We start from the raw sequence: 12,981 nt of genomic DNA on the forward strand, positions 1-12,981 counted from the left end.
CTGCGAAGGCCCGTCCCGATTCCCCGGGGCGGGCCTTCGTCGTCGCTGCTCGCGCTGGTTCGGGTTCGGGTTCGGGTTGGCAGTTGGGGCCCCAACCTGGGTCTCGTAGGGGCGCGAGCTGCCAGGTGAGCAGGGGCTGCGGGTTTGGGTTGGCAGTTAATGCCCAAACTTGAGGCTCGAGAGGGCGCGAGCTGCCAGGTGAAGGGGATGCTGCAACGCGGGGCCCGGGGCGGGGCAGGGCTACACGGCTGGGTTGGCAGTTGGTGCCCAAACCCGGCTCGGAAGGGGGCGCGAGTTGCCACGTGAGCAGGGGCTGCGGGTTTGGGTTGGCAGTTGGGGCCCCGACCTGGGGCGTGTAGGGGCGCGAGCTGCCAGGTGAAAGGGATGCCGCAACGCGGGGCCCCGGGGTGGGGCGGGGCTGCGGGTTTGGGTTGGCAGTTGGTGCCCAAACTTGAGGCGCGAGAGGGCGCGAGCTGCCAGGTGAAAGGGACGCTGCAACGCGGGCACGGGTAGAGCACGGCTGCGGGTTGGGTCAGAGGCGGCCGGCGGCCTTCAGTGCGAGGTAGTGGTCGGCGATCGCGGGGGGCAGCACGTCGGGCGTCGCGCTGAGGGCGGCGCCGCCGGCGCGACGGATCGCCGCCGCGACCGACTCCGAATCACGCGTGGCGTGCGCGATCGCGGCTTCGCGGTAGACGTCCTCGGCGGTACGCTCAGCCGGCGCAGCCTCGGGTGCATCCTGTGCCGACCCGACGAGAACGGTGGCGCGCTCCGTCAACGATGGCAGGGCTCCGAGGAAACCTCGGGCGGCATCGGGGGCGTCCTGCGCGGTCAGCAGCACCACGAGAGAGGGCCGCGACGTCAGCGCACGCACCTCCGTGAGGACGGCGTTCCAGTCGGTGTCGATGAGCGTCGGCTCGACCGGTGCCATCGCGTCGACGAGGGCAGGCAGCAACCGCGGGCCGTCGATGCCGGTGACTCGCGCGCGCCGAGCACGGTCGAACATGACCAGATGGACATGGTCGCCGGCACGTTGGGCGAGGGCGCTGAGCAGCAGCGCCGACTCCATCGCGGCATCCAGACGGACACCGTCACCCACGCGCGATGCGCTGGTGCGGCCCGTGTCGATGACGATCACGACGTGTCGATCGCGTTCCGGACGCCAGGTGCGCAGCATCGTCGTCCCGGCGCGGGCGGTCGCACGCCAGTCGATGGAGCGGACGTCGTCACCCCGCACGTATTCGCGCAGGCTGTCGAACTCCGTGCCGCGCCCGCGCACCTGGACGCTCGTGTTGCCGTCGAGCTCGCGCAGCCGGGCGAGCCGCGACGGCAGATGCCGACGCGAGGCGAACGGGGGCAGCACGCGCAGCGCACCCGGTGCCGCGATCACCCGCTGCCGCCCCGCGAGCCCCAGCGGGCCGCGGCTGCGCAGCGCGACGAACGCCGAGCGCAGCTCGCCCCGGCGCCGGGGGAGGAGCGGCATGGCGACAGCTCTCCGCTCACCTGCAGGAAGGTCGACGGCGGCGCGCGCGTCGCCGGCACCGGCGGTCGGCTGCCAGCCGTCGCGAAGGAGACCACGGATACCGCGGGCCCCGCGATTGCGCAACAGGATGCTCGTCTCGACGGGCTCGCCCGCCCGCGCGCGTGAGGGGATGCGACGCTCGATCTCAACGGTGCGCAGCGGTCCGGCGGCTATGACGTCGACGGTGGCGAGGACGAGGCACAGCCCGATCCACGCGAGCGCCGCCCACGCCGCATCGAGCCCCGCCGCGGGAGCGAGCACGACGGGCACGACGCCGGCGGCGACGAGCAGCACGAACAGGCCGGAGAGGTACACGACGCCTCAGATCGGGACGCGGGTCTGCTGCAGCACTGAGCTGAGGATCGTGTCTGCGGAGACGCCCTCGATCTCGGCATCCGGGCGCAGCTGCAGCCGGTGGCGCCACGCGGGAACGAGCATCGTCTGCACGTGGTCGGGCGTGATCGCCGGGTAGCCGCCCAGCCAGGCCCACGCCTTGGCGGCGGCGAGCAGCGCGGTCGCGGCGCGCGGGCTCGCGCCCAGCTGGACGGACGGGGACTGCCGGGTCGCCCGGGCCAGATCCACGACGTATCCGAGGACGTCGTCCGAGACCGCCACGGCGGCGGCGGCCTGCTGGGCGGCGCGGATCTCGGCGGCGGTGACGACCGCCGACACGCCCGCGCTCTCGAGGGATCCGGGTCGGAAGCCGTCGGCGTGGCGGCGCAGCACGGCGATCTCGTCGTCGCGCGCGGGCAGGTCGATCACGAGCTTGAGCAGGAAGCGATCGAGCTGGGCCTCGGGCAGGGTGTAGGTGCCTTCGTGCTCGACCGGGTTCTGCGTCGCGGCGACGAGGAACGGATCGGGCAGCGGACGCGAGACGCCGTCGGCCGAGACCTGGCGCTCCTCCATGGCCTCGAGCAACGCGGCCTGCGTCTTCGGCGGCGTGCGGTTGATCTCGTCGGCGAGGAGCACATTGGTGAAGACGGGCCCGGAACGGAACTCGAACTCTCCGGCGTGGGCGTCGTAGACGAGCGATCCGGTGACATCGCCCGGCATGAGGTCGGGGGTGAACTGGATGCGGGCGGTGTCGAGGCCGACCGCTCGGCTGAAGGTGCGCACGAGCAGCGTCTTGGCGACGCCGGGCACGCCCTCGAGCAGCACGTGTCCGCGGCCGAGAAGCGCGATCAGGAGGCCCGTGACGGCCCCGTCCTGTCCGACGACGGCCTTGCCGACCTCGAGCCGGACGCGGTTCATCGCCTCGCGCAGGTCGCCGGGTGCGGTCTCGCTCATGGGGTGTTCCTTTCGGGACGGACGGATCGGAGGACTGCTGCTTCCACCTCGCGCAGACGGTCGGCGGCGTCGACGAGGTCGCGATTGTTACGGGGGAGGTCATCGAGCAGGATGCCGCGGACGCGCGCGCGATCGTCTCCGATGCGGCTCGCCGCGGCATCGGAGACCGCGCCGGCGTCGGCGGCGCCGAGTCCCAGCAGGCGCGCGATGCGGCGCAACGTCTCGCGGCGGAGCTGGTCGAGCGCGTGCACGGGGTCGGCTGACGCGGCGTACAGGCGTGCCCGCCCCTCGGTGGTCTCGGACGCGCGGACGGTGACGGGCAGATTCTCCACCACGAGCGGGCCGAGGCGCCGGCCCCGCCAGATGGCGGCCGCGACGGCCGAGGCGACGAGCAGGAGAATCGACGGTGTCACCCAGGGAGGCGTGAGCTCACCCAGCGACGGCGCGGCTGTGAGGGAACCGTCACCGATGGACGGCAGGTACCACACGACGGTGCCGGTGCCGCCCAGCAGATTCAGGCCGAGCGCGGCGTTGCCCGCTTCGTCGAGCCGTTGGTTGACCAGCAGCGCGGTCGCGTCCAGAGCGACGACGGTGTCGGCGCCGCGGCCCGAGACGATGAGGCCGTAGCCGTCGCCGGCCGCGTAACAGGTGCGGTCTGCGCCGTCTCCGGTGAACACCTCGCCCGGCCGGACCGGCCCGCTGACGGCTGCGGCGGGCAGGTTGCATGCGGGTGCGACGGCTGAGCCGTCGCCGAAGCCGGCGCTGCGCGGGTCTCCGAGGAGCACACGCAGATCGCGGGTGCGCGGCTCGAGCAGGACGACGCCGGAGGCGGCATCCCGCAGCTCCCGGAGGTCGTCGTCGTCGAGGGGTGAGGTGTCGGCTATCGCGAGCGTCGCGTCGCCGCCCTCGAGCGCCTGGAGGGCGGCCGTGCGGTCGCGGGCGATCTCGACCTCGACGCCGCGATCGCGCAGCAGTTCGGCCAGTGCGCGCGAGCCCTCCGGCCCGGCGGCCTCCGGATCGAGGAGGCCCTGTGCCGGCATGGTGTTGATGCCGGCGATGGCGGCGACGGCGAGGCCGGCGACGAGAAGGCCGGCGGTCACCGTCGCCCAGCCGAGCACCGAGCGCGATCGACGGCCGGCGGACGGCGTCGCGACCCCCGCACTCATACGGGCACCTCGACCCGCGCACCGGCCAGTCGCTCATCGAGGGTGCGCACGGCGGCGTAGCCCTCGGCTGTTCCCGGGCGTCGAAGGTAGCGAACGTCGTCGAAGGTCCGCGCCACCGCTTCGAGCTCGACGCTCTCTGCCGGGAAGGCGCGCCCCGCCTCAGCAGCGAAGCGATGCACGGTCGTGCCCGGGGCCGGGTCGACGATCGTCCGCTCGGCGAGTCCACGGGCGAGCGCACGCATGCGCAGCACGATGGCCTCGTCCCACGCGCTGCGGCGCGCGGCATCCTCGGCGTCCGAGCGCAGCTGAGCGGCGCTTCTCGTCTCGTCCTCACCGAAGAGCGGCACGCTCGCGCGCGAGCGGACGACCGCGCGGGGACGCCCCCAGATGAGGATCGCCACGGCGACCAGCACCAGCAGCACCACGATCGCGCCGACCGCGAGCCACGGGCCGAGCGTCGCGGGTACCTGCCCGCTGAAGAGAGCCGCGAAGAAGTCGACGACGCCGCGAGCGAAGCGGTCGATCGGGGTGGGCTCGGCCTCCTGGTACGCGGTCTTCGACAGTTCCTCTTCCGCCCATCGACGGGCTTCGTCCGGGTCGGGCGCGATCGGGGTGGCGAAGAGCCTCATGCGCGGTCAGCGCCCGGAGCGGTCCAGTCGGTCGACGACGGGCGGTCCGCCGGTGCGACGGGGGGCTCGGCTGCCGTGGCGGGCTGTTGCGGCGCGGGCGATCCGGCGGGCGGGGACTGAACGGGCTGATAGCCGGGGTACTGTGTGGGCGGCGGCGGGTAGCCCGGCTGCGTGCCGGCATAGGCCGCGGGTGGCTGCCAGCGTCCGTCCATCGCGCGTCCCACGTTTCGCCGATACGGATCGGGCGCGGGCGCGCCGGCATCGCGCTGATCGATGTACGCCGACAGATCGAGGTCGAGTCCCTCGCGGCGCATCCGGCAGTCGATGTAGACGAGCGCGCCGGCGGTCGACTGGACGATGACCGCGATGGTCTGGATGAGGGTGACGAACGCCTGGGCGAACAGCGTGCCGACGAGCAGGGCGATGATCTGGCCGGGTTCGGGGTCGCCGGTCGGAGTGATGACCGATGTCAGCCCCATCGTGACGAACGAGAAGGGCACGCTGATGACCTGCGCGAGGATGCCGAAGCTCATCGAGATGATGACGATGATCCCGAGCGTCGGCCAGAACCGGCCGCGGGTGAGCCGCCAGGATCGCCCGATCGCCCCGAAGACGCTCGCCTGCTCGAGGACGATGACCGAGGGCACCAGCAGCAGCTTCGTGCTCAGCCACAGGCTGAGCGGTATCGCCGACAAGGCCAGGAGGATGGCGAGGACGATCGCCGCCGGCCCCACGCTCACGGCGAGCCCGATGACGCCCGCGGCGAGTACGCCGATGACGACGGCCACGATGAGGAAGACCAGAGCCGAGTATCCGATCAGTCGCCACGCCACCGGCTTCACCCGCTGCCACAGCGCGCCGAGCGTGTGCTTCTCGGCGACGACGGCATGGGCCACCTCGCTGACCACGACGCCTTGCACGAGCACGCCGAGCGCGCCGGAGGCCAGCGACAGCACCAGCGCGGTCGCCCCGCTGATCGCGATGGACCCGGCCAGGACCGTCTCGAACTCGTCGGTGCCGGGGCGCAGCGACGCGAGTCGGCCGAACGTCGCGAAGCCCACCGCGACGATGCCCGCGGTGGCGACGAGGATCGCGACCGTCTGCACGACCAGCGCGAAGCCCAGCAGCACCTTCGGGTTCTGCCGCAGCGCGGAGAACGAACGGCCCAGGATCACCCCGAACGAGAGCGGATGAAGCGGGATGATGCCGGGACGCGGCGCCGGCGTCCACGCGGGGTATGACGTCACGATGCACTCCTGGAACAGTCGGCTCGGTCGAACCCATCGTGTCACACGAGGGCGCGGCATCCGGAGTCGCGGGTCCGTGGGTCGGGTACGGTGAATACGCGCACGTCGCGCGCGAGCCCGAGCCGAAAGACGAACGCCGCCCATGACTTCTCGCATCCTGGTGGTCGATGACGACACCGCACTGGCGGAGATGATCGGCATCGTGCTGCGCACCGAGGGGTTCGACACCGTCTTCTGCGCCGACGGCGCGGCGGCTGTCGAGACCTGGCGCACCGAGAAACCCGACCTCATCCTCCTCGACCTCATGCTCCCCGGCGTGGACGGCATCGAGATCTGCACGCAGGTGCGTGCGGAGTCGGGCGTGCCGATCATCATGCTGACCGCGCGCACCGACACGGCCGACGTCGTGCGCGGGCTCGAGTCGGGCGCCGATGACTACATCGTCAAGCCGTTCAATCCCAAGGAACTCGTCGCCCGCATCCGCACGCGCCTGCGCCCCGCCGTCGCGTCGGCCTCCGAGTCGCTGCGCATCGGCGACCTCGTCGTCGACGTCGAGGGCCACGAGGTGCGGCGCGGCAGCGACGCCATCGCGCTGACGCCGCTGGAGTTCGAGCTGCTCGTCGCGCTCGCCTCGAAGCCGCAGCAGGTCTTCTCGCGCGAGATGCTCCTCGAGCAGGTGTGGGGCTACCACTACAAGGCCGACACGCGGCTCGTGAACGTGCACGTGCAGCGGCTGCGGGCGAAGGTCGAGATCGACCCCGACAACCCGCGCATCGTGACGACCGTCCGCGGCGTCGGCTATCGCGCCGGCGCCGTCATCTGACGCTGCGATGCCCATCCGCACCGTCACGACGGCGACGGTCGCGACGCACGGCTGGCGGTCCTGGGGGCGGCGGCTCGCCCGGACCTGGCGACGATCGCTGCGGTTCCGCACCGTCGCGATCACGCTGGGTGCCACGGCGCTGACGATCACCGTGGCGCTGGTGTGGATGTCGCTGGCGATTCAGAACGACCTCTTCGAGTCGCGCACCTCGCAACTCCTCGGAGAGGCTCAGCGCGCGACCCAGTCGGCGCAGGCGACCCTGGATGCCGCCGAGGTCGGGGGCGATGTCGTCGCGGTCGACAACCTGATGGAGAGCGTGCGCACGTCCATCCAGCGGCAGTCCTCGACCGATCGCATCGCCGCCTTCCGGATCTCCTCGGAACCGTCCGCCATCGCGCCGCAGGACTTCGACTCGGCGGGTCTCCCGGCCGACCGCATCAGCGACGCGCTTCGCGCACAGGTGCAGAGCGACGACGAGCTGCAGTGGTGGCAGCCCGTCGGCTTCGCCGTCTCCGGCGGCGGGCAGGTGCCCGGCATCGTCGTCGGGCAGCAGATCGTGCTGCCGGAGGTAGGCGCCTACGAGCTGTATCTCGGGTACGACCTCGCCAGCGAGGCCCAGACGCTCGGCTTCGTCCAGATCACGCTGTGGATCGTCGGCGTGGGGCTGGTCGTCCTCATCGGCGCGATCTCGTGGATCGTGCTGCGCTCGGTCACCGAGCCGATCGCCCAGGCCGCCGAGAGCAGCTCGCGACTGGCGGCGGGAGACCTCGCGGTGCGGCTGCAGGTGCGCGGCGAGGACGAGTTCGCGACCCTCGGACGGTCCTTCAACGCGATGGCCGACAGCATCGAATCCCAGATCAAGGAGCTGGCGGAGCTCTCGCAGGTTCAGCAGCGCTTCGTATCGGATGTCTCGCACGAGTTGCGCACGCCGCTGACGACGATCCGGCTGGCCTCCGACATGCTGAACGATCGGCGCGAGGAGTTCGATCCGGTGGCGGCGCGCGCCGCGGAGCTGCTGCACGACCAGGTGCACCGGTTCGAGGTGCTGCTGACCGATCTGCTCGAGATCAGCCGTTACGACGCGGGCTCGGTGCAGCTCGAGAGCGAGCCGACGAGCATGACGCAGCTCGCGGAGGATGTCATCGCATCGATGGAGCAGCTCGCGGAGCAGCACGGCAGCGACGTGCGCCTCGTGGCACCCGGGGGCTACTCGCCCGTGGAGATGGACCCGCGACGCGTGCGCAGGATCGTCCGCAACCTGCTGGGCAACGCGATCGAGCACGGCGAAGGCCGACCGATCGTCGTCAGCGTCGACAGCGATGCCCGAGCGGTCGCGATCGGCGTGCGCGACTACGGCCTCGGGATGCGCCCGGCCGACGCCGAGCGCGTCTTCGACCGTTTCTGGCGCGCCGATCCGTCACGCAAGCGCACCATCGGGGGCACCGGCCTGGGGCTCTCGATCGCCCTCGGCGACGCGCGGCTCCACGGCGGCACCCTGGCGGTGTGGTCCGAGCTCGGGCGCGGAACGAATTTCGTGCTCACCATCCCTCGACGCAGCGAGCCGCTCGACGGGCACTCCCCGCTCCCGGTCGATCCCGGTGAGGATGGCGTACCCTTCGACGACCTGGGCCTGACCCAGCCGATCTCCCTTCCTCGTTCCGCGAAAGGCTCGTCGTGATGCGTCTGCGCCCGGTCGCCGCCGTCCTGGGGATGCTGTTCGTGCTGCTGCTCGCGGGCTGCACGGGGCTGCCGACCTCCGGTCCGGTCGTCGCGGGCGCCCCGATCGATCAGGAAGCCGGCTCGGTCGACTTCTCGTTCCTGCCCGACGATCCGCCCCCGGGAGCAACGCCGCAGCAGATCGTCGCGGGCTTCCTCGCGGCCGGGTCGGGGCCTCGGGACGACTGGGGGACCGCCCGGCAGTTCCTCGCACCGGACTTCCGATCGTCGTGGCAGCCGACCGCGCGCGCCACGATCGACCTTCCCGGCGAACGGGTGTACACCGTCGCCGGCGACGGGACCGTCACGGTCTCCATCACCCCTGAGGCCGCGGTCGACGCGTCCGGCGCGCTGTCGGTGACCGACGGCGGATCCATGCCGCTCGACTTCGCTCTCGTCGAGGTGGACGGCGAGTGGCGCATCTCGGACGCCCCCGACGGCGTCGTGCTCGACCGCGCCCGGTTCCAAGCGGTCTTCCGCGAATACTCCGTGATGTACTTCGATCGCTCGTGGACGTATCTCGTGCCCGATCGTCGCTGGTTTCCGGCGACCAACGCGGCCACCCACATCACCGAGGCCCTCATCGACGGCGACCCGAGCCCGTGGCTGTCCGGCGCGGTGTACTCGGCGTTCCCCGAGAGCCTCGAGCTCGCGACCCGCGCGGTTCCGCTCGAGGGGGGCGTTGCGCAGGTGCCGCTGTCGCAGTCTGCGCTCGCGATCGTGCCCGAGACCCGCAACCGGATGCAGGCGCAGCTCGACGCGAGCCTCCAGTCCGCCGGCATCCGCGGCGCCCAGATGTCGGTCGACGGCGAGCCCGTCGCTGCGCAGGCGGTGGACGTCCGTCCTATCCGCGTCGACGTCCGACCCGCCGTGCTCACCGAAGACGCTTTCGGGTTCCTCTCCGGCTCCGAGATCGAGCCGCTGCCCGGGCTGTCGACCGTCATCCCCGACCTCGACCCCGAGTCGATCCAGGTGGGGACCGACCGGAGTGCGGCCGCTGTGCGCACGGCCGCCGGTGCCGTCGTGCGCGCGCGCGATGACGCCACCTTCGAGATCGTCGACGAGCGGGCGGGCCTGATCGACCCCACGATCGATCCGCAGGGATTCATCTGGAGCGTTCCCGCCAGTGCGCCGTCGGGACTGACGGCGACCGGGGCGGACGGAACGGTCGTCTCCATCGCGAACGCCTGGCCGGGCGCATCGCAGATCTCGAGCATCGAGGTGTCACGGGACGGAACGCGCATCGCCGCCCTGGTTCGCGACGGCTCGCGCCCGGCGCTGTGGATCGCCGGCATCCTCCGCGACGACGACGGCTCGCCCGTCGGGCTCGGCGATCGTGAGACCGTGACCCAGCTGCCGGGTACGGGCATCGACGCGAGCTGGGTCGACGGTTCGACCATCGCGGTCCTCGCCGAGGACGGCGACGCCGATGTCGTCATCTCGCAGTCGGTGGGCGGGTTCGGCGAGCGGATCACGGCGCCGGCGGGGCCGGTCGCCATCGCAGCGACGAATCAGTTGCGCGCCGTGCGGCTGCTCGACGGCGAGGGCGTGCTCTACGCGCAGAAGGGCCAGGCCTGGCCGACGGTCGCGGGCGGCATCCGGGTGCTCGCCAGCCAACAGGGTTCGCCGCGCTGACTCCTCCCCACCGACCGTGTCGGCGCTCTCTTCCACAACGGGGAGGTTCGGTGCCAGGGGCGACGCGAGCGCCTCGACAGCATGGAAGCGTGCAGCCGATCGCCTCCCATCCCGAGTCCTGGCGAGAACACCTCGCGGACGCGCTCGACCTCCTGATGCCCGTCTGGTGCGCCGGATGCGACGCACCGGGACGCGCGCTCTGCGCGACGTGCGTCGCAGACCTCCCGCGGCCGCGCCGGCGCGATGCCGACGGTCTCGACGTCCGGAGCCTCGCGCGGTACGAGGGCGCTGCGGCACGCATCATCCGAGCGCTCAAGGAAGACGGCCGCACCGGATTGTGCCGCCCCCTCGGCCGTCTGGTGGCAGGCCTCGTCCGCGATGCGGGGTGGGAGGACGCCGTGCTCGTTCCCGTTCCGCCGTCTCGGGCGGCCCTACGACGACGGGGGTACGCCGTGCCCGAGATGATCGCACGGCACGGCGACGTCCGCACGGCACGTCGGCTCCGCGTGCGCGGCCGCGTCCTCGATCAGCGCCGCCTCGACCGCGCCGAGCGGCAGCGGAATGTCGCGGGCTCGTTCGTGGCACGGCCCGGGACGACGGCCGCTGTCATCGTCGACGACGTCATGACCACCGGGGCGACGCTGCGCGAGGCGCAGCGTGCGCTCCGCGAGGCCGGCTCACGCGTCGTCGGCGCCGTCGTGCTCGCGGACACGCCCTTGCGGATGACGGTCGGAGATATTCCTGGCGGTTCATGAGTGACATTGCTCGCTCGCCGCACTAGCGTGGGGGAGACCAAGGCGAACGAAGGTCCGCCCTTGAACCGGGCGGACCGGAGCAAGGAGGTCAGGATGGAAACCAGCATCGTCGGCGTGGGAGTCGGGATCACGGATCGCTTCCGCACGGTGGCTGAAGAGAAGTCCAGTCGCATCGAGACGCTCGCACCCCGTGCGCAGCGCCTCGACATCAAGGTCACGCATCACGCCTACCGCAACGGGCGCATGGATGATGAGACCGTCGAACTGACCCTCACCGGAAAGGGACCGATCGTTCGGGCCGAGGCCACGGACGGCGACAAGTTCGTCGCCCTCGACCTCGCGGTCGACAAGCTCGTAGAGCAGGTGCGTCGCGCCAAGGACAAGCGGGTCGACGCGCGGAACCACCCCCGAGGGGCCAAGCTCGACAAGGGAACCGGAGCCCTGGAAGGCATCGACGTCGAACCGGCGTCGGTCGACGTCCTGCGCGCCGTGGCGACGGGCGAGGTGCCCGTCATCGGCGACTCGGCGGAGGAAGAGGACTACACGCCCGTCGTCATCCGCACGAAGGAGTTCGGTGCTGAATGGATGACCGTCGAGGAAGCCGTCGACCGGATGGAGCTCGTGGGCCACGACTTCTTCCTGTTCATCAACGCGCGCACCGACCACCCGAGCGTCGTGTATCGCCGCAAGGGCTGGGACTACGGTGTCATCTCGCTGACCGCAGCCGCCCCGCCGGAGGCCGAGCTGGCGTCCTGACCTGAGGACGACGACGGGGGCGGGTGCCATCACGGCATCCGCCCCCGTCGTGTGCCGGTCGAAACCGGGCCGTCAGTCGAACATGCCGTCGAGCATGCTGCCGATCACGAGACCGCCCAGGATGCCGCCGACCATGTTGCCGCCGCTGCCGCGACCGCCCCAGCCGCCGCCGTATCCTCCGGGGCCGCCCCAGCCGTCGTTCGGGCGCGAGCCGTCGATGTCGCGCTGGGCGAGCTGCAGGGCTTCGCCGGCGAGAGCGGCGCAGCGCCGCGCGTCGGCCAGCGCCTTCTCGCGATCGTCCTCGGGGATCGGACCGACCGGGGCGAGCCCGAGTCGCAGGCTCTCGGCCTCGGCCAGTCGCGTGCGCGCGTCCGCACCGATCCAGCCGCGGTGTCCGGCGATGACGCTGCGCGCGACGGACAACTGTCGGTCGGCGTCGTCGATGGCGTGTCGCACGTGGCTCTCGGGCGGGATCGGGCGGGCCGCCCGCTCGCGGGCGGTGTCGACGGCGACGTCCAGCGCGGCGTTCTTCTCGCGGAGCATCGACAGCTCGGCGAACGGGTCGCCCTTCGAACCGGCGGGGCTGACGCGGGTCAGCGCCTGCTGGAGCTCCGCCATCGCGGTGGTGACCGCCGGGGTCTGCGGTGCCGTCCGCGCGGCGACGAGGTCGTCACGCGAGTCGGCCACGACATCGGCGAGCGTCGACTGCGCTCGCAGCGCTTCGACCTCGAAGTCGTCGACCGCGTCGAGCAGCGTGCGCGCGCGGCGCACCGCTTCGGTCGCCGTCTCCAGCGCGATGTTGGCCGGCCCGCGCTCGCCGGCAGCACGCCGGCGCTCGGCGACATCCGCCCCGTGCTCGGCGAACTCGAGGAGTCCGGCGGCCTCGTCCGCGTTCCCGCTGACCCGGTTGAGCGCGTCGGGGTGATAGCGGCTCGAGACCCGGTCGATGACGGCGCGTGCGGGGTCGATGCGCTCGCGCAGAGTGGCGACGTCGGCGCGGATGCCGGCGAGGATCTCGGGCGCCCGCCGCGCGCGCTCGATCGCCTCCGACAGGGCCGATACACGGTCGTCGAGCAGATCCTGAGCCCACTCGCACAGCTGGACGATGCGCGCGTTGCGCGTGCGCACCTCTTCCGGCGTGTCGGGGATCTCGTCGTGGTTGAGCTGCTTGAGGTGGAACGCCTCACCGAGGTGGTGGCGCACGGCGGCGATGGCCTCGCGCAGAGGAGCCGTGGCCTCCTCGCCGAGCTCGGCCTCGGCGAAGACCATCTCGTCGCTCGTGACGCGCAGGCGCTCGTCCGCCCCGACGAGGGCGATGTCGGCCTCGCGTGCCAGGTTCGCGTCCGCGTCCGCGACGTCCTGCTGTTCCCGCTTGCGTCTGCCCCAGAATCCAGCCATGTTCCGATCCTAGGTCTCGGCGGTCGGCGGAGGAGGGGATGTCGTCGTCT

11 protein-coding genes are annotated in these 12,981 nt (G+C 71.9%); 5 read left to right on the forward strand and 6 right to left on the reverse strand.

Annotated features, from left to right (window positions below):
- Positions 1–532 precede the first annotated feature (532 nt).
- Genes ABIC53_RS01380 through ABIC53_RS01400 form a run of 5 tightly spaced genes read right to left on the reverse strand, consistent with a single transcriptional unit; the run spans position 533 to position 5,848 of the window.
- Positions 533–1,834 carry a DUF58 domain-containing protein gene (locus ABIC53_RS01380; protein WP_354450055.1) on the reverse strand — a complete coding sequence of 434 codons (1,302 nt, stop codon included), beginning with the start codon at positions 1,832–1,834 and terminating at the stop codon, positions 533–535.
- 6 nt (positions 1,835–1,840) lie between these two features.
- Positions 1,841–2,806, reverse strand: coding sequence for an AAA family ATPase (locus ABIC53_RS01385; protein WP_354450056.1), 966 nt, complete (start codon positions 2,804–2,806; stop codon positions 1,841–1,843).
- Positions 2,803–3,972: a DUF4350 domain-containing protein gene (locus tag ABIC53_RS01390; protein WP_354450058.1), complete on the reverse strand. Its 1,170-nt coding sequence runs from the start codon at positions 3,970–3,972 to the stop codon at positions 2,803–2,805. The genes ABIC53_RS01385 and ABIC53_RS01390 overlap by 4 nt, the downstream gene beginning before the upstream one ends.
- Positions 3,969–4,601, reverse strand: coding sequence for a DUF4129 domain-containing protein (locus tag ABIC53_RS01395; protein ID WP_354450060.1), 633 nt, complete (start codon positions 4,599–4,601; stop codon positions 3,969–3,971). Before ABIC53_RS01395 ends, ABIC53_RS01390 begins: the two co-directional genes overlap by 4 nt.
- Positions 4,598–5,848 (reverse strand): DUF7847 domain-containing protein, encoded by a 1,251-nt coding sequence (locus ABIC53_RS01400; RefSeq protein WP_354450062.1) that lies wholly within the window; start codon positions 5,846–5,848, stop codon positions 4,598–4,600. The genes ABIC53_RS01395 and ABIC53_RS01400 overlap by 4 nt, the downstream gene beginning before the upstream one ends.
- A gap of 142 nt (positions 5,849–5,990) precedes the next feature.
- Here ABIC53_RS01400 and mtrA point away from each other — a divergent pair, with 142 nt between their 5' ends.
- The 5 genes from mtrA to hpf all read left to right on the forward strand — a co-directional run bounded on the left by mtrA (position 5,991) and on the right by hpf (position 11,533).
- Entirely contained in the window at positions 5,991–6,671 is a 681-nt protein-coding gene (gene mtrA / locus ABIC53_RS01405) for an MtrAB system response regulator MtrA (protein ID WP_112617343.1), read from the forward strand.
- Positions 6,672–6,678: 7 nt separating this feature from the next.
- On the forward strand, positions 6,679–8,349 hold the full coding sequence (gene mtrB / locus ABIC53_RS01410; protein WP_274178859.1) for an MtrAB system histidine kinase MtrB: 1,671 nt from the start codon (positions 6,679–6,681) through the stop codon (positions 8,347–8,349).
- Positions 8,349–10,022 (forward strand): LpqB family beta-propeller domain-containing protein, encoded by a 1,674-nt coding sequence (locus ABIC53_RS01415; RefSeq protein ID WP_323986319.1) that lies wholly within the window; start codon positions 8,349–8,351, stop codon positions 10,020–10,022. Before mtrB ends, ABIC53_RS01415 begins: the two co-directional genes overlap by 1 nt.
- 89 nt (positions 10,023–10,111) lie before the next feature.
- Positions 10,112–10,777: a ComF family protein gene (locus tag ABIC53_RS01420; protein ID WP_354450065.1), complete on the forward strand. Its 666-nt coding sequence runs from the start codon at positions 10,112–10,114 to the stop codon at positions 10,775–10,777.
- 93 nt (positions 10,778–10,870) lie between these two features.
- Positions 10,871–11,533, forward strand: a complete 663-nt coding sequence (gene hpf / locus ABIC53_RS01425; protein WP_112617340.1) for a ribosome hibernation-promoting factor, HPF/YfiA family — start codon at positions 10,871–10,873, stop codon at positions 11,531–11,533.
- A 72-nt stretch (positions 11,534–11,605) separates the two neighbouring features.
- Here the strand turns inward: hpf and ABIC53_RS01430 are convergent, their stop codons facing one another.
- Positions 11,606–12,931 carry a hypothetical protein gene (locus ABIC53_RS01430; protein ID WP_274178857.1) on the reverse strand — a complete coding sequence of 442 codons (1,326 nt, stop codon included), beginning with the start codon at positions 12,929–12,931 and terminating at the stop codon, positions 11,606–11,608.
- Positions 12,932–12,981: the final 50 nt, after the last annotated feature.

The organism is Microbacterium sp. 1262, assembly GCF_040544895.1.
In the GTDB taxonomy this organism is placed as follows: domain Bacteria; phylum Actinomycetota; class Actinomycetes; order Actinomycetales; family Microbacteriaceae; genus Microbacterium; species Microbacterium plantarum.